Source organism: Sphingomonas epibiotica, assembly GCF_039615155.1.
Classification (GTDB): Bacteria; Pseudomonadota; Alphaproteobacteria; order Sphingomonadales; family Sphingomonadaceae; genus Sphingomonas.
In genome coordinates this window covers 12,006-33,238 of sequence record NZ_JBDGHY010000004.1, presented here as the reverse complement: position 1 = coordinate 33,238, position 21,233 = coordinate 12,006, and the positions used below count along the sequence as shown (strand labels likewise).

Here is a 21,233-nt window from a genome sequence, read left to right as displayed (position 1 = left end):
ATGGGGGTTCCATGTTTCGTACCGTCGCGTCCGTCCTGCTCGCGTCCACGGCACTCGTCGGGGCGAGTGCGTTCGCCCAGTCCACGCCCCCTGCGCCCGCTCCGGTCAAGGCCGCACCGCTGTCGGCGCTGGTCGCGCCGGTGAACATCCCGTACGAGAAATTCACCCTGCCCAACGGCCTGACCGTCATCACTCACACCGATCGCAAGGCGCCGATTGTTGCTGTGTCCGTCTGGTACGATGTCGGGTCGAAGCATGAGCCGGAAGGGAAGACCGGGTTCGCGCATCTGTTCGAGCATCTGATGTTCAACGGGTCGGAGAATGCGCCGGGCGATTTCTTCGACCCGCTGCGCTCGATCGGCGCGACCGACCTGAACGGTACGACCAGCTACGACCGCACCAATTATTTCGAGACGGTGCCGAAGGCGGCGCTGGACCGCGCGCTGTTCCTCGAATCCGACCGCATGGGCTATCTGCTCGGCGCGGTGACGCAGGGCGTGCTCGATGAACAGCGCGGCGTCGTGCAGAACGAGAAGCGGCAGGGCGACAACCAGCCCTATGGTCTCGTCCGCTACAAGATGACCGAGGGCATCTTCCCGGTCGGCCACCCTTATCGTCATTCGGTGATCGGTTCGATGGCCGATCTCGACGCCGCCAGTCTCGAGGACGTCAAGAACTGGTTCCGTAGTCATTATGGCCCGAACAATGCGGTGCTGGTGCTGGCCGGCGACATCGACGCCAAGGAAGCGCGTCCGCTGGTCGAGAAATATTTCGGCAAGATCGCCAAGGGGCCCGAATCGGTCCTCCCGAAGATCGCGGTGCCGACGCTGGCCGCCCCGGTGCGCGAGGTAATGAAGGACAATGTCGCCGCGACCATGATCATGAAGGTCTGGCCGGTGCCGGGCCTGAACGATCCCGACGCGCCGGCGCTGGACGTCGCGATGAGTGCGTTCGGCGGGCTTGCCTCGTCGCGGCTCGACAACGAACTGGTCAAGAAGGACAAGCTGGCCGTGCAGGTGTCGGCCGGCGTCCAGTCGCTGGCGCAGGCCGGCATGCTGATCGTCCGCGCGATCGTGCGGCCGGGCGTCGATGAAAAGCTGGTCGAGGCAAAGCTGGACCAGATGATCGCCGATTATCTCCGCACCGGTCCCACCGCCGACGAAGTCGCGCGCGTCGCCACGACGCAGGTGTCGAGCACTATCAGCGGACTGGAGGCGGTCGGCGGCTTCGGTGGCAAGGCGGTGACGCTGGCGTCGGGCGAACTGTATTCGAACGATCCGGGCTTCTACAAGAAGGAGCTGAACGCGCTGGCGACGATGACGCCGGAGCGTGCCCGCGCCGCCGCGCAGAAGTGGATGTCGCGCCCCGCCTATACGCTGATCGTCGAGAAGGGCGAGCGCGAAGGCTATGAGGAGGCAAAGGCGGTCGCTGCCGCGCCCGCCGCGCCGGCCGCTGCCGAAACGCCGTTCCAGGGCACGCGCGGCACCATGCCCGGCGTCGCCGATACTGGCGGTACGCTGCAATTTCCGAAGGTCACCCGCAGCCGCCTGTCGAACGGCATGGAACTGGTCTATGCACAGCGTACCGCCGTGCCGGTAACGCAGGTCGACATGGTGTTCGATGCGGGCACCGCCGCCGATGTGGCGGGCAAGCTTGGCACCGCCGGCATGACGCTGTCGCTGATCGACGAAGGCACCACCACCCGCAATTCGATCGCGCTGGCGGAGGCAAAGGAAAAGCTCGGCATGGAGATGGGCGGCGGCAATTCCGCCGATCAGACGACGGTCGGCTTCGTCGCACCCAGCGCCAATCTGAACAGCGCGACGATGCTGTTCGCCGACGTGCTGCGCAATCCGGCGTTCGATGCGAACGAACTGGAGCGCGTGCGCGGGCGGGTGATGGCGCAGATCGGGCAGCAGCGCACCAACCCGCAGGGGCTGGCCGACATGACGCTGCCGCCGCTCCTCTACGGCGCCGACAGCCCCTATGCCAAGCTGGCGGCTGGGGTCGGCGATCCGGTGGCGGTCGCGTCGCTGAAGCGCGACGACCTGATCGCGTGGCGCAATGCCTGGCTGCGTCCGGACAAGGCGAAGGTCTTCGTCGTGTCCGACCGTCCGCTGGCCGAGGTACAGGCGGCGCTCAACGCCTCGCTCGGCAACTGGCAGCCGACCGGTGCGGCAGGCACCAAGAGCTTCCCGGCACAGCGCGCGACGACCACGCCGAAGATCGTGCTGGTCGACCGGCCCAATTCGCCCCAGTCGCTGATCGTCGCCGGACAGATGACGCCGGTGCAGGCGAAGTCGGACACGCTGGCCGCAACCACGGCCAATACCGTGCTCGGCTCGGGCTTCCTCAGCCGGATCAACATGGACCTGCGCGAGGCCAAGCACTGGTCCTACGGCGCGCGGGGTGGGTTCCAGCTGATGCAGAATGCGGTACCCTATGTCATCAACGCGCCGGTGCAGGCCGACAAGACCGGCCCGGCGATCGCGTCGCTGCGCGAACAGATCAACGGCTTCCTCGGGACCAACGGCGTGACCCCGGTCGAATTCCGCCGATCGATTGATGGCGAGACGCGGCAGCTTGCCGGTACCTACGAAACGTCGCGCGCGGTGCTGGCGGCGATGCGGTTCAACGACTTCCTTGGCCGCCCGGACGACTATCAGGCGACGTTGCCGCAAAAATATCGTGCGCTCACCGTGCCCCAGCTTGACGCTGCGGCACGCGCGGCGATTGACCCCGCACGCTTCGTCTATGTGGTGATCGGGGATGCCAAGGTCGTTCGCCCACAGCTTGACGCGCTCGGCCTGCCGGTGGAGGTGGTGTCGGCAACGCCGCCGTCCGCCCCGGCCGCCGCGGCGAAGTAAGGAGAGCGAAGATGGCGAATGTCGATGGCAGCTGGAACACGATCACCAAGTCGCCGATGGGCGACCAGCAGGCGACGTTGAACGTCAAGAGCGACGGGGGCACCTTCACCGGCACCTATTCCGGCGCGATGGGATCGACGGAGATCACCGACGGCAAGGTCGATGGCGATAAGCTGTCGTGGAAGGTCGCGATCGTCGTGCCGATGCCGATGACGCTCGATTGCGAAGCGACGGTCGAGGGCGACACGATTTCGGGCACGGTTGGCGCGGGCGCGTTCGGCAGCTTCCCGATGGCGGGCAACCGCGTCGGCTGAACGGTTCCGACGTAAAAGAAACGGCCCGTCCGCAGGCAATGCGGGCGGGCCGTTTGCGTTTGGGGACGCGCCCGCTGCAGACTGTATTCCCGCCATCCGAGACTTCTGAAATCTCTTTTCCCGTACCCCGGCGGAGGCCGGGGCCCAGTCGGGGGACGTTCGTACTTGCGGAAATGCCATGCCAACTGGACCCCGGCCTGCGCCGGGGTACGCTGGATTTGGGATTGGGAGCGCGACGTTCGCAGCGGTCTCGCCTTCGGGCGAGAAAGAACGGTTCCCGGCCGCTACTCCGCCGCCCGCACCTCTTTCTCGATCTCCGGCAGCACCGCCGCGCGCGGCGTCTCCCCCGGATCGGGCGCATAGCCGGTCAGCAGCCGTGCGCCCCGGCCATAGGTGAACCACGACCATGCCCAATGGACATAGACCGACATGCGGCTGCGGAAATCGACCAGCAGCATCAGATGGACCAGCGACCATGCCAGCCACGCGACGAAACCCTTGAGCTTCAGGCCCGCAATCTCCGCGACCGCGCGCGACCGGCCGATCACCGCCATCGTTCCGTAATCGCGATACCTGAACGTATCGTCGGGGCGATGCCCGGCCACCTTCACCGCCAGCAGCCTGCCGACGAAATGCCCCTGCTGCTTGGCAACCGGGGCCAGCCCGGGCAGGGGGCCGTCGCCTGCATCGAAACTGGCCACGTCGCCGATGGCGAAGATATTGGGATGCCCCGGCACCGAACAGTCGGGGCGCACCTTCACCGCGCCGTTGCGTGCGGCATCGGCGGACAGCCACTGGGCCGCCGGTCGCGCCTGGGTTCCTGCCGCCCATAGCACTGCCGCCGCGTCGATCCGCTGGTCGCCGACGGTCAGTCCGCGCTCGTCGATGGCCTGTACCTTTTCGCCGGTCCGCACCTCGACGCCGAGCGACTCGAGCATCTCCCGTGCTGCCTGCGACAGCTTCGGGTCGAACGCGTTCAGGATGTTTTCGCCCATCTCGCACAATACCACCCGCGTTGCGCGCGGATCGACGCGGCTGAAATCGCGCGCCAGCGTCGTGCGTGCCAGTTCGGCGATGGTGCCGGCCAGTTCAACGCCTGTCGGCCCGCCACCAACGACGGCGAAGGTCAGCAACCGCCGCAACTCGGCCGGATCGTCGCATTGCTCGGCCCGTTCGAACGCGCCGAGCAGCGCCGCCCGGATCGCCAGCGCATCGTCGATCGATTTGAGCACGAACGCATGGTCGCGCCAGCCATCATTGCCGAAGAAGCTATAGCCGGCACCGGTCGCCACGATCAGGTAATCGAAACGTAACCGCCGCCCATCGGCGAGGCATAAGTCGTTTGCAGCCGCGTCGATCCCGCTCGCCTCCGCCATCAATACGCGCGTGTTCTTATTGCGACGCAGCAGGGCACGATTGGCGGTCGCGATATCCGCCGGCGACAGCGCCGCGCCAGCCACTTGATAGAGCAACGGCTGGAACAGGTGATGGTTGGTCCGGTCGATCAGCGTCACAGCGGCATCGGCTTTGCGCAGCGACTGTGCCGCCGCGATCCCGCCGAAGCCGGCACCGAGGATGATGATATGGGGTCGCATATGGCCTCCATTCGTCCTTTTCGCGGGTCCGGCCGCACCGTACGACCGGATTACCAACCCTTCGGCGCGCCCTTCGTTGCGCCCCGTTGCCGCCATGCCGCACCAACGCTGCCATATTACCACCTTGTTCCGGACAGCTTCGCCACGGTTCGTTCATCCGACTGCAAGATACCGTTGCCGTTATAACACAGTATCCAGTTTCATGACGTTCCTGTTGCGACGCAATGCAACCGGGGACGCGGTCCGGGGTTCAGAGGGGCCACGGACAAACCGGCGCAGCTTCGACGCCGGGACCGTAAACGCTGATGAGGTTTTGTATGCGTAAGCTTTTCACTGTCGCTGCCGCTGCCGCCGCTTTCGTCGCTGCCCCTGCCTTTGCGCAGGACATGTCGACCACGACGCAGGACACGGCGACCACCACCGAACCGGCCCCTGCCGTGACCGCACCCGACGGCACCAGCGGCATCGGTTTCGAACCGTATATCGCCGTCATGGGCGGTTGGGAGCAGTTCGACTCCGAAGCGACCAAGGCCGGCATTCCGCAGGTCGCCCGTAACGACAAACTCAACGGCGCGCTGGTCGAAGGGATTGTCGGCTTCAACGTTCCGCTGGGTCCGGTGTTCGTCGGTGCCGAAGGCAGCGTCTCGAAGGGCGTGTCGGGCGATATCGATTGGGATTACGGCGCGGCCGGCCGTTTCGGCTTCCGCGCGGGTGACTCGGGCCTGATCTATGGCAAGGTCGGCTATCGCTGGGTCAATTTCGACCGGTTCGGCACCGCCAGCCGCGATTATCACGAGATGACCTATGGCGCCGGTTTCGAAGTTGGCCCGAAGGACATTGGTCTCGGCGGCATCACCGGCAACTCGGGCGTCCGCCTGCGCGGTGAAGTGTCGACCTTCGGTTCGGCGCACAGCTTCCGTCCGATGCTGGGTCTGACGACCCACTTCTAAGCATCGACCCGGTATGGGCGGGTCCGGCGTATCGGGACCTGCCCCGGTAATTGCGTACAGACAGAGGCTCCGGGCATCGGCCCGGGGCCTTTTTCTTTTTCGCACGGCCCGCTCGTGCAGGGCGACCTATCGTTCGCAATGAAAAAGCCGCCGGGCGCGAACCCGGCGGCTGATTCCCGTAGGACGACGGGAATGCTTATTCTTCGACGGTCACCCGACCGCGGCGGACGATCATGCCGCGCTCCGCCATTTCCTTGCGGAAATCATGTTCGGCATCGGCGACCTCGCGGCGATATTCGTGCCACGCATCCTCGCGTGACGACGCGTCCTTCGTGCGCCGCAAATCCTTGCGCAGTTCGCGCTTCGCTTCGGAGATGTCGGTCTTATAATCTAGATAATATGGGTTATAGTCCGAATAGACCGGGACTGACCGGTCCTTGGCCAGCGACGGCGTTGCGATGCAGGCAGTTGCCGCTGCGGCGATCAGTAATGGAAGGCGGTTCATGCGGGTTCTCCCTGGATCAGAACTTGCCGGGGAAGAACCCGCATGGCTTGATCGCGGTTCCTTCATCTGCCGTTCATCTGCCGTTGGACGAACGGTGACTTGCCATTTTCGATGGTCTTGCCGGATCGACCACGGATGACGATCTTGGGCCAATGAACGGGAGCAGGCAATGGCCGGACGCGTGAGGCGCAAGGCGGGACTGGCGGCGGCCGAAGCGCTCGCCGCACGCGTGGTCGAGCCGATGGCCTGCGCGCTATGCCGCCGACCAATCGGGCTTCAGGTCGAATGGCACCACCGCGTGCCCAAGAGCGAGGGCGGCCGCGAGACCGTTCCCGTCCACCCGATCTGCCACCGCACCATCCACGCCAGCGCGACCAACGCCGAACTCGCGGGTCCGCTCGCCGACCTCGACACACTGCGCGAGGTTCCGGCGGTCGCGAAGTTCGTCAAATGGGTCGCCGACAAGCCCGCGGATTTCCGGGTGCCGGTCCGGCGAGGGCGCTGAGCGCATTCGCTGCCGGCCCTCGTGTCGTTCCAACGCAGGCAACGCGACATTCGCACTGTCCTACACGATCAACGGTTGTCATCATGCTGCCGGGCCGTCGCGACCCGCGCTCTTTGACATGGCAAATCGGATCGTCACGTTAACAACGTGCAAGTGTGAACTTCGTGAACTTTGGGCGGCCGGCACGGGCAAAGCCCGTGCCGTCGGTCGGCGCTGCCGGCGCCGCCGGCCGGCCGCGCCTTGAGGCTCGCGGCAGCTTACGCTGCCGCTTGCCCGGCGCTATTCCGCCGCAACCCCACCAAACATGTCGCCCATTCCGCTGGCTTCCTCGTTCGCTGGCGCCACGACCTTCGCCTTCTGGCGCTTGTCAAAGCCTTCCCAGACCTCGTTCCAGTTGCCGCGCGTCGCCGCCTTCGAATATTCGGTCGCGCGCTGTTCGAAGAAGTTGGCATGCTCGACGCCGTTCAGCAGCGGCGCCAGCCACGGCAGGGGATGTTCGTCGATCAGGTAGATCGGCTTCATGCCCAGCTGCCCCAGCCGCCAGTCGGCGATGTAGCGGATATACTTCTTGATTTCCTTGGCGGTCATGCCGTGGACCGGCCCCATTTCGAAGGCGAGGTCGATAAAATTGTCCTCCAGCCGCACCGTCGTCTGGCACATGTCGGCAATGTCGTCGCGGACGCTACGGGTCAGGCAGTCGCGTTCCTTGCAGAAGGCGTGGAACAGCTTGATGATACCTTCGCAGTGCAGGCTCTCGTCGCGGACCGACCACGATACGATCTGCCCCATGCCCTTCATCTTGTTGAAGCGCGGGAAGTTCATCAGCATCGCGAACGACGCGAACAGCTGCAGTCCTTCGGTGAAGCCGCCGAACATCGCCAGCGTCTTGGCAATATCCTCGTCGCTATCGACCCCGAAATTCTGCAGATAGTCGTGCTTATCCTTCATCTCGCTATATTCGAGGAAGGCGCCGTATTCGCTTTCGGGCATGCCGATCGTGTCGAGCAGATGGCTGTACGCCGCGATATGCACCGTCTCCATGTTGGAGAAGGCGGCGAGCATCATCTTGATCTCGGTCGGCTTGAAGATGCGACCATATTTTTCGTGGTAGCAGTCCTGCACCTCGACGTCCGCCTGGGTGAAGAAGCGGAAAATCTGCGTCAGCAGGTTGCGCTCGTGCGGGGTCAGCTTCTGTGCCCAGTCGCGGCAATCCTCACCCAACGGCACCTCTTCGGGCATCCAGTGGATCTGCTGCTGACGCTTCCAGAAATCGAACGCCCAGGGGTATTCGAACGGCTTGTACTGCTTGCGGGCTTCGGTGAGCGACATGGGGTTACTCCGGAGAAACTTGATAAGAACAGATGAAAATCAGGTCGTCATTCCGGCGAAGGCCGGGATCCATGGACAGGTGACAGTCGCGGCTCTTTCGATGCGGCCCGTGTCCATGGATTCCGGCCTGCGCCGGAATGACGGAAGGGGAGGGGGCATCATGCCGACCCCCACGACCATTGCGCGATCCCGAAGATCGCGAGGATGATCCCGAGTGCCAGCGCCATCATCCCCACCATGCCATGCGCATAGCGGCTCTGCTGCGTCGCGCGTGACCGCAGGCGCAGCAACAGCCACATGCCCGCGCCACCTGCGATCAGCGCGATGGCCAGCATGATGAGTACGTTCTGCGTCATGCGACCAACTGCCGGGACATGCGTTTGACCGCCGCCCCCAACGGAGGATTATCATGGCCGATCTCAGCAACATCAAGGAACATGCCGAAGTCATCGGCGCCGACGGCGTCCATGTCGGCACCGTCGACCGCGTCGAAGGCGACCGCATTAAGTTGACCAAGAAGGACAGCGGCGCGGAAGTCGAAGGGGCCGAGGGCGGTTCGCATGAAGGGCATCACCATTATATCGACGGCGGCCTCGTCGCCGAGGTCGAGGGCGACACCGTCCGCCTGTCCGCCAACGCCGACGTCGCCGTGACGTTCGAAACCGAAGAGGACGGCAGCGCCATCTGATCGATCGCCCGACATGCGACGGGGAAGGGGGCGGCGTGCCCCCTTTTTCGTGGGTGCCTCGACCACGCCGTCAGACGGGATCGCTACGCGACCCCGCTGCCCGCCATGGTCTGTCCTCACCTTGCATACACAAGGTGAGGCGACCCGCTCACTGGCACGCCAGACACTCATCATAATCGGTCGTCTCGCCCAGATCGAACTTGGCCAGTTCGGACGTATTGTCCGCCTCGACCCCGCCCGCGAACCCGGCGCGCTGCACCGACTTCGACCGCAGATAATAGAGCGATTTGATGCCCAGCTCCCATGCGCGATAGTGGAGCATCAGCAGGTCCCACTTCTCGACATCGGCTGGGATGAACAGGTTCAGCGACTGCGCCTGGTCGATGAACGGCGCACGGTCCCCGGCCAGTTCGAGCAGCCAGCGCTGGTCGATCTCGAAGCTGGTCTTGAACGTGTCCTTTTCTTCCTGTGTCAGGAAGTCGAGATGCTGGACCGACCCGCCGCGCTCGAGGATCGTATTCCACACCGCATCGCTGTTCTTCGACTTCGCGATCAGCAGCTTTTCGAGATACGGGTTCTTGACCGACCACGACCCCGACAGCGTCTTGTGGGTATAGATGTTCGCCGGGATCGGTTCGATGCACGCGCTGGTGCCGCCGCAGATGATGCTGATCGACGCGGTCGGCGCGATCGCCATCTTGCAGCTGAACCGTTCCATCACGCCCATATCGGCCGCGTCGGGGCAGGGGCCGCGCTCGTTGGCGAGATGCATCGACGCCTCGTTCACCTGCGCGTTGACGTGGCGGAAGATCTTGAGGTTCCACGCTTTCGCCATCGCCCCTTCGAACGGCAGGCTGCGCGCCTGCAGGAACGAGTGGAAGCCCATGACGCCCAGACCCACCGACCGCTCGCGCTCCGCCGAGTAGCGGGCACGCGCCATTTCATCGGGCGCACGCTCGATATAGTCGGTCAGGACGTTGTCGAGGAAGCGCATCACGTCCTCGATGAAGCGCTTGTCGCCGTTCCATTCGTCCCAGGTTTCGAGGTTCAGCGACGACAGGCAGCACACGGCGGTACGATCGTTGCCGAGGTGATCCTTGCCGGTCGGCAGCGTGATTTCGCTGCACAGGTTCGACGTCGATACCTTCAGGCCCAGGTCGCGGTGATGCTTGGGCATCGTGTTGTTCACATGGTCGCTGAACACGATGTACGGCTCACCGGTGGCGAGGCGGGTCTCGACGAGCTTCTGGAACAGCGAACGGGCATCGACGGTGGTGCGCACCGATCCGTCCTTCGGGCTCTTCAGCTCCCACTCGGCACCGTCGCGCACCGCTTCCATGAACGCGTCGGGGATCAGCACGCCATGGTGCAGGTTCAGTGCCTTGCGGTTGAAGTCGCCGCTTGGCTTGCGGATTTCGAGGAACTCCTCGATCTCCGGATGGCTGATGTCGAGATAGCAGGCCGCCGACCCGCGCCGCAGCGAGCCCTGCGAAATGGCGAGCGTCAGCGAATCCATGACGCGGACGAACGGGATGATGCCGCTGGTCTTGCCGTTCAGCCCGACCGGCTCGCCGATGCCGCGCACGCTGCCCCAATAGGTGCCGATGCCACCGCCGCGCGACGCCAGCCAGACATTCTCGTTCCACGTCTCCACGATGCCTTCGAGGCTGTCGGGGACCGAGTTGAGATAGCAGCTGATCGGCAGGCCGCGCCCGGTGCCGCCGTTCGACAGCACGGGGGTCGCCGGCATGAACCACAGCTTCGAGATATAGTCGTACAGCCGCTGTGCATGCGCCGCGTCGTCGGCATAGGCCGACGCCACACGCACGAACAGATCCTGATACGATTCGCCCGGCAGGAGGTAGCGGTCCTTGAGCGTATCCTTGCCGAAATCGGTCAGCAGCGCGTCGCGCGAATGATCGACCTCGACCGCGTGCAGCAGCGCATCGACCGTGCGGCTGGTGCGTTCCGGGGCCGGGGCGGCGGGGGCCGGATCGGCGAATTGCAGCTCGTTCATCTGGGCATCCTGACTATCCTGGAAGGTCATCGTCCCGTTCCTTTTGTGTTCTAGCACGGGGCGCTAACCCCTGTCGATTTCTGTGGAACGTCCGCGCGCGCCTTCCCTGTTGACAAGCGTTGGCGGCAATGGAGGTTCCGGCGGGCGACACACTATCCGTAGCGCCTCTCCCGCGTTCGCCACCACTAATTGTAGGAAAGCTGGCATCGCGCAAGACGGCAAATTTTTGATTCGCGCCGGCCAATGGCGGTATCGGGGGCGCGGCGATACGCGACGCACGGTGATCCGCCGGGTTCGTGAAATGCAAGCGAACTTTTCGGGAACATAGAAAAATATGATCGCCCGAAATCGGGTTTCCGCGCGGAACTTTATGTGGCGGCGGCGTCGCGATATCGCCGGGCGATGCGTGTCTGCCAGAGCAGCAGCAGGGGAACGACGATCAGTTCGATACCCAATCCCGTCACATGTCCCGCCGATGGCACGCCGACACTGCCGAGCGACACCAGCCGCGCCAGACCGCCGCCCACGACCATCGCGCCGAGCAACCGAAACCGTGCAGTCTTCGATTCGATCGCGGGGATACAGGTCACGAAGGCGATCCCCATTACCAGGAAGATGCCGGAGAGATAGCGGAAGTGACTGTCGAGATCGGTCGCCGGGGCCGGTTGCAACCATACCGCGCCGCGCACGATGCCGAGCGTGGAAACCACCATCGGGACGATACAGACGATCGCGACCGCCGCCTGCAACAGCGCCCGTTCGCGGCGCGGGGTCACTTGCGTTCGCGCTCCAGCAATTCGGCGCGCACGCGAATTGCATGGACCGACATCCGCACCTCGAACAGGAACCAGACCAGCCCGCCGATCAACAACACCATCGACAGGACGAAGGCGATCGCCACCGCCTTGCCAAGACCCAGATCGAGCAGCTCGGCGATGAACAGCATGGCGACGACGGTGCAGTTGGCGACCGCCGACAATACGACCAGGAACACGGCATTGTTGATGACGCGGATGCGCCGGTCGAGCAGCCGCAATTCGAATACGTGGCGTTCATGCTCCGGCCCCGTCGAGGAGGGATGGAGCTTCTCCAAGTCACGAGCCCGGTCGACGATCCGCGCCAGCCGCCCGACCATGACGTTCAGGATCGCGCCGATCCCGGCGAGCAGGAAGACCGGCGCGATGGCGGTCTGGATCGTCTTGGCGACGGTCGACAGGACAGGTGCGAATTCCACGCGTCTGCTATGCCGTGGGCCGAAGGGGCGGGCAAGGTTGCGCAGGGATTGCGACACCGGATCGCTACCCAATCGTAACGGGTTATCGACATGATGTTGCCCATGTTGCTGCGTACTTCCCCACCGGTCGCGCGAACGACCGACGAATTGCCCGACGCGATCGACAATGTCGCGGAGTCGGCGGCTCCGACGCATCGGTTCCTGCGCCGCCAATGGTATGCGGCGGCGGTCGCTACCTATGGTGGCAACGCGCGGACGGTGCTGGTCGAACGTGGTGAACGGCCGACGCTGGCGTTGCCGTTGATCGGGCTCGGGCCGGCAGCGTTGCGCATGGCGCAACTGCCCGGTTGCTACTGGCCGTTCCGCAGCGGACCCGTCGCGCTGGACGCCGGACCCGACGATTTCGCGGCGCTGCTGGGCGAGGCGGGGCGGCGGGTGCGCGGGTTCCGGCTGGGTCCGGTCTATGACGACGATCCGATGCTACAGGGTCTACTGGATGCCGCCCGGGCGAGCGGCTGGCGGGCCATGCCGCGCTTCATCGCCGACAGCTATCTGCTCGACATCACCGCGCGCCAGGCGGAAGGGGTCTGGCCGCGCCTGTCGACGCTGCGCAAGAACCGCTTCAACGAAAAGCATCTGGCGGCGCTCGGTGAACCCGACTGGTCGTTCGCCAGCGGTGCCGACTGGACGCCGGCGCTGTTCGACGACCTTGCCGCTGTCGAACGGGCAAGCTGGTTGAACAGCCGGACCGATGGCAGCGACGCCAAATTCACTCTGGAGGGACACGGCCGGTTCTGGCGCTCGGTCGTCAGCGATCCGGTGCTGGCCGACATGCTGTGGGTCGCGCTGCTGCGGATGGACGGCAAGCCCGTCGCCTTCTCGTTCGACATCAACGCCGGGACCCATAAGTTCGCGATCGCCAACAGTTACGACGTCGCCTTCCGCCAGCGTTCGCCGGGAAAGCTGCTCTATTACCGCAATCTCGTCCGCGCCGTAGACGACGGCATCACCCGGGTCGATTGGGGCGCGGGCGACAGCGGGTACAAGCGGCTGATCGGCGCCGAGCCGGGGCCGGCGATCCGCGATTGGTTGTTCCTGCGGCCCGGCCTGCCCGCGCTGGCAGGGGGGCTGCTGGCGAAACGCTGGGCGATGCAGGGTCAGGCACCAATCCGCGAAGGCCCGGATGGGGACTAGCCGAAACCTATGCAGCATTGCCGACCGGCCGCGCATCGGCCAATATCGCGACGTCACAGCCACCGGCAACGATCGAACATGACTGGCCCATCGCTATCCGTCCTGCGCGCGCACGTCCACCGGCAACGGGCTTCGCTTGCCGGGGGCGGCTGGTGGCAATTGCCGCCCGTGCGGCACGCCGCCGATCTGGCCAGCTATGCGATCCTGTTGATCGCCCTGTCCTTCGTTGCGATGTCGCTGTCGCCGCTGCCGCAGGCCCCGGTACTGATCTGGCCGGCGACACCGGTCGCGGTAGCGAAGATGACCCGCGTGCCGTTATCGCGTTGGCCATTGGTACTGAGTGTTACCGCGGTCAGCCTGTTCATTTTCAGCATGCTGAACGGCGTGCCGTCACAACTCGCCGTTTGTTACGTCCTGATCGATGTGATCGTCATGCTGCAGGTCGCCGGTTGCCTGCGCAGGATCGACCCCGATCCCCGTACGCTGCGCGGCTATGCCGGGGTCATCTTCATCTCGATATTGGGGGCAGGAACCAGTACGCTGTTGGCCGCACCGGTCAACGCGCTGCTGACCAGCAACGGCACGCCCTATTCCAGCGCAAACTGGTTCGCGTCGATCGCAATGGCACTGATCGTGCTGCTGCCGGCGCTCAAGGCGACGCGCCACGCCCTGTCGCAGGAGTTGCGGCTATTTTCGCCGGTGCTGCTGCTGCCGGTAGCGGTATCGATGCTGGTCGCCCTGGTCATCTTCGGCACGGGTACCAATCCTTCGCTTTTCTTCATACTGCCCTGCACGGTGTTTGCGGCGCTGCTCTATCGCTTCATCGGCGCGGCGGCATCGACGCTGACGATCGCCACCATTGCCGTCGTCTATACGATGAACGGCAGCGGGCCAATCGCCGACGCGTTTCCACAGGTTCCGGATCGGGTGCTGTTCCTGCAGATTTTCATCGGCATCATCACACTTACCGCCTTCCCCGTCGCGGCGCTGCTGTACGAACAATCGCGCGCGCTAGACGAAATCTCTGACAAGGAACGCGAATTGCGGTTGCTGACCGATCATTCGAGCGATCTGATCGTGCGGCTGGGGCTCGACGGGGTAAGGCGCTACGCCTCGTCCGCGTCGGAACGGGTGCTCGGCTATCGGCCCGAGGAGATGATCGGCTCCAGTCCCTGTGGACAGGTGCATCCCGACGACCGCGACCGGGTGGAACGGATGATGATGGCGCTGGTCCCCGGTGGCGACAGTGTCGTGTTCCATTATCGGATGCTGAACAAGGCTGGCCACTATGTCTGGCTGGAGGGGGCGTTCCGGCTGGTCGGTGACAGTCAGGGCGGTGCCGAGGTGGTCGGATCGATCCGGGATATCGGGCAGCGACGCGAGGCCGAGAGCAGGGCCGTCGACGCGGCAAGCCAGGTCGAGGAACGCCAACGACTGCTCGCCATGGCGGAAAGTGCGGCGAGGCTTGGCCATTGGCGGCTCAATATCCTCGATCGGCATGTAATGTGGTCGCCCGAGATTTTTCGCATGCACGGCGTGCCGCAAGGAGAGGAGCCGGATCTCGACGCAGCGATCGACTTCTACCATCCCGACGATCGGGGGACGGTTCGTGCTGCGATCGACCACGCCATCGCCACTGGGGGATCGTTCGCCTTCGACGCGCGGTTGATCCGCCGCGACGGCACGATGCGCTGGGTCGCTTCGCGGGGGCAGGCCGAACGGGCGCTGGGCGCGGGGGTCGTCGGCGTGTTCGGGGTGATGCAGGACACGACCGATCAGGTGAAGGCCATGGCCGAACTACGCGAGGCGCGCGAAGCGGCCGAGCGGGCACTGGCGGCCAAAGCCACCTTTACCGCCACGATCAGCCACGAAATCCGCACGCCGCTGACCTCGATCCTCGCTGCCGTACAATTGCTGCGCGACACGCCGGATCGCGGTGAACGGATGCGGCATCTCGATGCGCTGGAACAAGCCGGTCGGACCCTGTCCGACATCGTCGACGATGTGCTGACCTTTTCGAAGTTGGAAGGGGGCCATAGCGATTCGGAAGCGATCGTGTTCGAACCGCGCGAGCTGCTGGCGACGGTCACGGGCATGTTCGCGGCCGAAGCCAGACGCCACGACCTGTCGCTTGATTTCGACGTGCCCGAGGGGCGGGTGATCGGCGACCCGGCGCGTCTGCAACGCGTGCTGACCAATCTGGTCGGCAATGCCGTCAAATTCACCCGCGCCGGATCGATTCACATCACCGCGACGCGCGAAAGCGCCGACAACTGGCGGTTCGAGGTTGCCGATACCGGGGTCGGTATCCGCGAGGACCGGCTCGACGCGATCTTCGAACCGTTCGTTCAGGCCGATGCGTCCACGACCCGCAGCTATGGCGGTACCGGGCTTGGCCTCAGCATCAGCCGAATGCTGGTCGAATCGATGGGTGGCAGCATCGGCGTCGTCAGTCGGCAAGGGGCCGGATCGCGTTTCTGGTTCCATCTGCCGCTGCCGTTCGCCGGACGCGCTGCCCTGTCCGGTAAGGCATCCGCGCTCGAATCCGATCCGCTACGGCCGGGCGAACGACGTGGCGTGTCGAGTGTCCTGGTCGCCGAGGATAACGACACCAACCGCTATCTGATCGCAGAGATCGTGCGACGGTTGGGGCATACGGTCGTCGCGGTGGAAAATGGCGCGCGGGCGGTAGAATATGTCACCGCCGCGGCCGGCAATCCGGTCGATCTGGTGCTGATGGACGTGCAGATGCCGGTGATGGACGGCATCGCCGCGACCCGCGCGATCCGGGCGTGGAGCGGCGCGGGGGCGGGCGTGCCCATTTATGCGCTGACCGCCGATCTGTCCGCCGAACGCCGGGCCGAAGTGATCGGGGCGGGGATGCACGGCATCCTGACAAAGCCGGTCGACGTACCGCAACTGCGCGCCGTACTCGACCGGACGGCGATGCCGATCCGCCGTCCAACGGCACGCGAAACGGGGGGCGGGGCCATCGATCCCAACCGTGTCCAGTCGCTGACCGACGCACTCGGTCCGGCGCAGCGCGATACGTTGCTCGGGCTGCTGATCGAGGATGCGGGGCGGATACCGGCCCGTCTGCGTACGCTGGTCGCGCATGACCGGCTCCATCTTGCCCGGCGCGAAGCCCATGCATTGCGGGGGGCGGCGGCCAGCATGGGCGCGATCGAATTGATCGCGGCATTGCAGGTGATCGAGGATGCGCCCGACGCGATGCCGATCGATCCGGCGGCACTCGACGAGATCGATCGCTGCGCAACGGCGGTAATCGACGCGGCTCAGCGGGCGATGGCCGAGCCGGTGTGACCGGCGGCGGTGTCGTTTCCGCGTTCGTAAAGCAGTCGCTAAAGCGTTACCGGATCAAGCGAGATCGCCGGCACGGCGATGACGGTGGTTCAACCTGGTCCGGTAGCGCTCTACGCGTCGAACGCTTGTAACGCCAGTACGGCTTGCGTCCGGTTATTGACGCCCAGCTTTCGGAAGATCGCCGACAGGTGCGATTTGACGGTCGGTTCGGCAAGCTGCAGGTCGTAGGCGATCTGCTTGTTCTGATGTCCGTTGGCGATGGCGCGGAGCACGCGCAGTTGCGCGATCGACAAGGTCCCCATGCGTTCGGCCAGGTCGATGCGCGGATCGGCCTCCCGCACGTCTTCCGACCCCGCAGGAACCCAGCAATTGCCCGCCAGAAGGTTGCGGATCGCGTCCATCATCTCGTCGATCGATGACGATTTCGGGATGAAGCCCTGCGCGCCGAGCGCCCGAGCCTGCGCAACCACCGCCGGTTCCTCACGGCCCGAGACGATCGCGATCGTCGTCGACGGCCGTACCGCTCGGAGCAGCGCCAGCCCGGCGAACCCTTGCACATCGGGAAGCATCAGGTCGAGCAGGACCAAGTCATATGCGTGTTGCCGAACGAGACTTTCGGCTTCGGCCAGCGTCGTCACGCAGTCTTTCGTCACGGTCGGATCGACGGCGCGCGCCGCCATGCCGAGCGCGGTCGCGCACATCGGATGGTCGTCAGCGACAAGAATATGCGTCATCAATCAACCCTTGTTTCCGCTTTCGTTCGAGAGCGGAGCGCATTTGGTATATCATGCCGTATGGTCTGTTACCAAGTGGTTGAACAAGTTCGATTTGGGATTGCGCAATTACACAACCTCCGCGCGACCGCGAAAATCGTCGGCAACGACCTGTTCGATCGAGCGCGTAATGCCGCGAGTCAGGGCGGCCGGTATGGCAACCGCGAAGCCACGCGCGATCAGTCCATCGACCGCCCAGCGCACGCAATAATCGGCGGCGACGCCGACCACGATCGCACGGTCGACGCCACTTTTACGTAGGTCATTGAAGAACGTATCGCGATCGGTCGGCGGCGCGACGTCATGCGGGTCGTGCAGAACCAATCGGTCTTCAGCCCACATGTCGAATACGCCTTTTTCCAATGTCCGGCATGGGATGGCGGGGGGCATCGTCAGGGGATCGATCAGGTTCCGCCAGCCGGCGGTTCCCCGGACGCAATGGATCGGAAACAGCTCGGCTTCGGCACTTGCGGGATAGGTTTCGACGAAATGGGTATCGAAGGTAAAGATGATCGCGGCCGTGTCGGCGGCGGTACGCGCGTGCAGCCACTCGGTCAGTGGCCCGACGATATCTTCCGCACCCGCGACGGGCAGCGCACCGTCCGCCCGGATGAAATCCGCCTGCGTATCCACCACGACGATCAGTTCGGCCATGTCGTACCTCCAGTTCCCGACTGATTGCACATTCCGGACCGATATCGGTAGAGCATATCGATTATGCATTGCTCCCCTTCAGCCTGTGATACGGCCGGCCTTGATCTGCCGCGCCGTCTACGTTTGCGGGGGCCGGGGCGGGCTGCTCGGCCGCCTGCCGAAGCGTTCGAACGCTATGCCCATATTCCGAAAGGCTGATCGATGGTGGTGACCGATATCGCGACCCGGGTGTGGAACCATGGCTGGCGACTCGACCCGGTGGTGCGCAGCCTGCTCGACACCGATTTCTACAAGCTGCTGATGGTGCAGATGATCCGCGCGGTGCATCCCGACGTCCGCGCGACCTTCGCCGTCATCAACCGCAGCAAGTCGGTTCGGCTGGCGGAGGTGATCGACGAGGCCGAGTTGCGCGCCCAACTCGACCATGCGCGGACGATCGGGTTCAGCAAGCAGGAACTGATCTGGCTGGCGGGCAACAGCTTCTACGGCGTGCAGCGCATGTTCTCGCCCGACTTCATTGAATGGCTCAGCCGGTTCCGCCTGCCCGACTATGACCTGTCGGTGCGCGATGGCCAGTATGTGCTGCATTTCGAAGGATCATGGGCCGAAACCTCGCTGTGGGAAATTCCGGCGCTGACCATCGTCAACGAACTCCGCGCGCGGGCGGCGCTGCGCGATCACGGGCGGTTCGCGCTCGACGTGACCTATGCGCGGGCAAAAGCACGGTTGTGGGACAAGGTCGAGCGGCTGCGGGCGCTGCCGGATCTTGTGCTATCCGACTTCGGCACGCGGCGGCGGCACGGTTTCCTGTGGCAGCGCTGGTGCGTCGAGGCGTTGCAGGAGGGGCTGGGCGATCGGTTCGTCGGCACCTCGAACGTGCTGCTAGCGATGCAGGCGGGGGTCGAGGCGATCGGGACCAACGCGCACGAGCTACCGATGGTCGAGGCGGCACTGGCAGAGGACGACGCCGGGATCGCCGCCGCGCCGTACCGCGTGCTGGAGGAGTGGCGACGACATTATGGCGGCAACTTGCTGATCGCGTTGCCCGATGCCTATGGCACGACCGCGTTCTTGCGCAATGCTCCCGACTGGCTGGCGGACTGGACCGGCTTCCGTCCCGACAGCATGCCGCCGATCGAGGGCGGCGAGCAGATTTTGCACTGGTGGCAGGAACGCGGCGTCGATCCGCGCTCGAAGCTGCTAATCTTCTCCGACGGGATGGATGTCGACAGCATCATGGCGACCTACCGCCATTTCCATGGTCGGGTCCGCATGAGCTTCGGCTGGGGCACGAACCTGACTAACGATTTTCGCGGTTGCGACCCGCTGGGCGGGGCGGGGCTGGAGCCGATCTCGCTGGTGTGCAAGGTCGTCAGCGCCAATGGCCGCCCGGCGGTCAAGCTATCCGACAATCCGGCCAAGGCGACCGGCGATCCCGCCGATATCGCGCACTATCTGCGCATCTTCGGCGAGAGCGGCCGCGTGGCGAGCCCGGTCGCGGTCTAGAGGCGGATATACCGGAAGTACCAGATTTTAGGTATCGTTCTCGATGTGAAGCGCGGAATTGCTGGGGTTTTGCCGGAATAAGGAGGGTGATTGTCGAGGCTGGCAATCACCGGGTAATCACGCAACAGGTTTTCACGGCAATCCTGATGCCAGTCCCACTATCATGCCGCCTTCCGACCGTCCCAATAGCGGCGCTCTTCAACGTCGTCTCGGAAGTCGAAAAGCATGGGGATCGGCGGCTGGGTGTCTTTCATGGCATTGTAGGCTTCGACGTCGGTAGCCAACTGGACGCAGTCACCCACGATTTGTTCACGACGCTGGATGAAAGCCTTCTGCATATGTTCGCGAGGCGCATCCGCCATCATAGCCCAAAAGGTATATTGGACTCCGCCGCGCGTGACCCGCACTGCATGATTCACTCGGTAGCGGCGCCCGTCCCGGTCAGTGGCGTACTCTTCGCGTAGAGCGCGCGACATGTCTTCCGCCAACTTCGCCAAAGGGTCGACAGGCGGCGTTTCGATCATCCGCTGACCTACACCCCATTGGACTGCGTCCCGTGCAGTCGCCGGTACATGGCCGTGCTCTTTCTCGTAAGCGTGCCAAACCTTCTGAAGTTGCTCATTGTAAGTCATCTGCACGCTCCTTCAGAATGACACCGGGGCAACGCTACCCCAGCCATCGACGACGCTTGAACCGATCAAAAATTGCCGGATTTTAACCTTGTGCCGCGCAAGCCAGTCATAGCGGTTCATTCGCCGCTGCAACTGTCCGACCACAATGCCAGGGTGGCGACCCACCCGCCCAGCGAAGCCAATCACGTCCTTCTCCGCAATGTACGGATATTTCCGGATGTAGAACGATTCCATTTCGTCCGCCGGGACGCACGCGTCTTGGGCTGCGGAGTTTGCTTTCTTCTCAGCTGGCGGCAGGTCGTCACGAGACCCAGATGCTTCCAAATCAACGTCGACTTGGCCGCCGTTAAGTTCGCCACGGCCATCACCGTTCAACACGTGTTCGAGTTCATGCCGAAGGACAAACCAAAAATTGTCGATGCGGTCATGTCTAAGCGTCATTCCGACTACCGGCGATTTGTTATCCAACCAGAAGCAAACACCGTCGATGTTCGCCTTAGGCAATGTCTCGACGACTACAAAGCGGACGCCGCATTCGGAAAGCAAACGAGGAATATGCCTAATTTCCTCCGGATCTTTCATATATCGCGGAAGGTCCGCAACCAGCCCACGCAACCTGGAGGTGGAATAGGCAGTCGTCGGCATCTCGGCAGCGATCTGACGAACCCTGAACAGCCATGCGAGCTGAACCGGCGACGTCTCACTGTAATCGGCCTTCTTTGCTGCATGAGCAAGATGAGGGACAGCGTCCAAATCGTTCGCGCAGAAGAAGCGCATCACCTGCTGCTCGAGGAGTCCGATATTAGTATCCGTCAACCAGCCGCGCTTAATCATTTCCCGAATAGGATACGCAGTTTGCAATCTTGCACGCCGCTCAACCGCAGGGTCAGGAGCACGGGCATTCGACATCTCGAACGCCTTCTGCAAGTTTGCGAAGTAGTCGGCAGATACGTCAAATGCCTTCCCCAGAGCTTTCGCCATCTCGGGGCTGATGCCACGCTTTCCCGACAGGATCAGACCGACCGCCTGCTCCGGAACACCGAGAATATAAGCCAAATCGCGCTGCGACCACTCACGCGCCTCGATCTCTTCACGCACGAACTCGCCGGGATGGGGAACATCATCAAGGCAAGCGGCAATGTTCAT

At 64.1% G+C, this 21,233-nt stretch carries 19 protein-coding genes; 8 read left to right on the top strand and 11 right to left on the bottom strand.

The genetic code is table 11. The features are described from left to right. The first annotated feature begins 11 nt into the window (after positions 1 to 11). Positions 12 to 2,867 carry a M16 family metallopeptidase gene (locus tag AAIO73_RS08975; protein WP_345877454.1) on the top strand — a complete coding sequence of 952 codons (2,856 nt, stop codon included), beginning with the start codon at positions 12 to 14 and terminating at the stop codon, positions 2,865 to 2,867. An 11-nt stretch (positions 2,868 to 2,878) separates the two neighbouring features. Beyond that, on the top strand, positions 2,879 to 3,181 hold the full coding sequence (locus tag AAIO73_RS08970) for a hypothetical protein (protein WP_056456111.1): 303 nt from the start codon (positions 2,879 to 2,881) through the stop codon (positions 3,179 to 3,181). Between the two features lie 284 nt (positions 3,182 to 3,465). On the opposite strand, the gene AAIO73_RS08965 is transcribed toward AAIO73_RS08970, so the two are convergent. Next, positions 3,466 to 4,776, bottom strand: a complete 1,311-nt coding sequence (locus AAIO73_RS08965) for an NAD(P)/FAD-dependent oxidoreductase (protein ID WP_345877452.1) — start codon at positions 4,774 to 4,776, stop codon at positions 3,466 to 3,468. A gap of 317 nt (positions 4,777 to 5,093) precedes the next feature. Between AAIO73_RS08965 and AAIO73_RS08960 the strand changes: the two genes are divergently transcribed. Beyond that, a complete protein-coding gene (locus AAIO73_RS08960) occupies positions 5,094 to 5,726 on the top strand; it encodes an outer membrane protein (protein WP_345877450.1) in 633 nt (210 codons plus the stop codon). A 196-nt stretch (positions 5,727 to 5,922) separates the two neighbouring features. Here AAIO73_RS08960 and AAIO73_RS08955 read toward each other — a convergent pair whose 3' ends face one another. Beyond that, positions 5,923 to 6,231, bottom strand: a complete 309-nt coding sequence (locus AAIO73_RS08955) for a hypothetical protein (RefSeq protein WP_345877448.1) — start codon at positions 6,229 to 6,231, stop codon at positions 5,923 to 5,925. A 169-nt stretch (positions 6,232 to 6,400) separates the two neighbouring features. On the opposite strand from AAIO73_RS08955, the gene AAIO73_RS08950 reads away from it, so the two are divergent. Next, on the top strand, positions 6,401 to 6,736 hold the full coding sequence (locus AAIO73_RS08950; protein ID WP_526023792.1) for an HNH endonuclease: 336 nt from the start codon (positions 6,401 to 6,403) through the stop codon (positions 6,734 to 6,736). A gap of 279 nt (positions 6,737 to 7,015) precedes the next feature. On the opposite strand, the gene AAIO73_RS08945 is transcribed toward AAIO73_RS08950, so the two are convergent. Together AAIO73_RS08945 and AAIO73_RS08940 are read right to left on the bottom strand one after the other, a co-directional pair. After that, positions 7,016 to 8,065, bottom strand: coding sequence for a ribonucleotide-diphosphate reductase subunit beta (locus tag AAIO73_RS08945; protein ID WP_345877447.1), 1,050 nt, complete (start codon positions 8,063 to 8,065; stop codon positions 7,016 to 7,018). A gap of 158 nt (positions 8,066 to 8,223) precedes the next feature. Continuing rightward, entirely contained in the window at positions 8,224 to 8,421 is a 198-nt protein-coding gene (locus AAIO73_RS08940; RefSeq protein ID WP_345877445.1) for a hypothetical protein, read from the bottom strand. A gap of 53 nt (positions 8,422 to 8,474) precedes the next feature. Between AAIO73_RS08940 and AAIO73_RS08935 the strand changes: the two genes are divergently transcribed. Continuing rightward, on the top strand, positions 8,475 to 8,753 hold the full coding sequence (locus AAIO73_RS08935; RefSeq protein WP_345877444.1) for a DUF2171 domain-containing protein: 279 nt from the start codon (positions 8,475 to 8,477) through the stop codon (positions 8,751 to 8,753). A 148-nt stretch (positions 8,754 to 8,901) separates the two neighbouring features. Here AAIO73_RS08935 and AAIO73_RS08930 read toward each other — a convergent pair whose 3' ends face one another. The 3 genes from AAIO73_RS08930 to AAIO73_RS08920 form a co-directional block, all read right to left on the bottom strand. After that, positions 8,902 to 10,800 (bottom strand): ribonucleoside-diphosphate reductase subunit alpha, encoded by a 1,899-nt coding sequence (locus AAIO73_RS08930; RefSeq protein ID WP_056456096.1) that lies wholly within the window; start codon positions 10,798 to 10,800, stop codon positions 8,902 to 8,904. A gap of 338 nt (positions 10,801 to 11,138) precedes the next feature. Further along, positions 11,139 to 11,546, bottom strand: coding sequence for a DUF4345 domain-containing protein (locus AAIO73_RS08925; protein WP_345877440.1), 408 nt, complete (start codon positions 11,544 to 11,546; stop codon positions 11,139 to 11,141). Then, positions 11,543 to 12,004, bottom strand: coding sequence for a DUF2721 domain-containing protein (locus tag AAIO73_RS08920; protein ID WP_242116737.1), 462 nt, complete (start codon positions 12,002 to 12,004; stop codon positions 11,543 to 11,545). The genes AAIO73_RS08925 and AAIO73_RS08920 overlap by 4 nt, the downstream gene beginning before the upstream one ends. Before the next feature lie 90 nt (positions 12,005 to 12,094). On the opposite strand from AAIO73_RS08920, the gene AAIO73_RS08915 reads away from it, so the two are divergent. Beyond that, complete coding sequence (locus AAIO73_RS08915) at positions 12,095 to 13,198, top strand: GNAT family N-acetyltransferase (RefSeq protein ID WP_345877437.1); 1,104 nt, start codon at positions 12,095 to 12,097, stop codon at positions 13,196 to 13,198. A gap of 78 nt (positions 13,199 to 13,276) precedes the next feature. Next, positions 13,277 to 16,522: an ATP-binding protein gene (locus AAIO73_RS08910; RefSeq protein ID WP_345877435.1), complete on the top strand. Its 3,246-nt coding sequence runs from the start codon at positions 13,277 to 13,279 to the stop codon at positions 16,520 to 16,522. Between the two features lie 110 nt (positions 16,523 to 16,632). Here AAIO73_RS08910 and AAIO73_RS08905 read toward each other — a convergent pair whose 3' ends face one another. Together AAIO73_RS08905 and AAIO73_RS08900 are read right to left on the bottom strand one after the other, a co-directional pair. After that, positions 16,633 to 17,256 carry a response regulator transcription factor gene (locus tag AAIO73_RS08905; RefSeq protein WP_345877433.1) on the bottom strand — a complete coding sequence of 208 codons (624 nt, stop codon included), beginning with the start codon at positions 17,254 to 17,256 and terminating at the stop codon, positions 16,633 to 16,635. A gap of 108 nt (positions 17,257 to 17,364) precedes the next feature. Next, positions 17,365 to 17,949 carry a cysteine hydrolase family protein gene (locus AAIO73_RS08900; RefSeq protein WP_345877431.1) on the bottom strand — a complete coding sequence of 195 codons (585 nt, stop codon included), beginning with the start codon at positions 17,947 to 17,949 and terminating at the stop codon, positions 17,365 to 17,367. 201 nt (positions 17,950 to 18,150) lie between these two features. On the opposite strand from AAIO73_RS08900, the gene pncB reads away from it, so the two are divergent. Continuing rightward, positions 18,151 to 19,455 (top strand): nicotinate phosphoribosyltransferase, encoded by a 1,305-nt coding sequence (gene pncB / locus AAIO73_RS08895; RefSeq protein ID WP_345877429.1) that lies wholly within the window; start codon positions 18,151 to 18,153, stop codon positions 19,453 to 19,455. 161 nt (positions 19,456 to 19,616) lie between these two features. Here the strand turns inward: pncB and AAIO73_RS08890 are convergent, their stop codons facing one another. Both AAIO73_RS08890 and AAIO73_RS08885 read right to left on the bottom strand, forming a co-directional pair. Then, positions 19,617 to 20,087 carry a hypothetical protein gene (locus tag AAIO73_RS08890; protein ID WP_345877427.1) on the bottom strand — a complete coding sequence of 157 codons (471 nt, stop codon included), beginning with the start codon at positions 20,085 to 20,087 and terminating at the stop codon, positions 19,617 to 19,619. A gap of 12 nt (positions 20,088 to 20,099) precedes the next feature. After that, entirely contained in the window at positions 20,100 to 21,233 is a 1,134-nt protein-coding gene (locus AAIO73_RS08885) for a HigA family addiction module antitoxin (RefSeq protein WP_345877426.1), read from the bottom strand.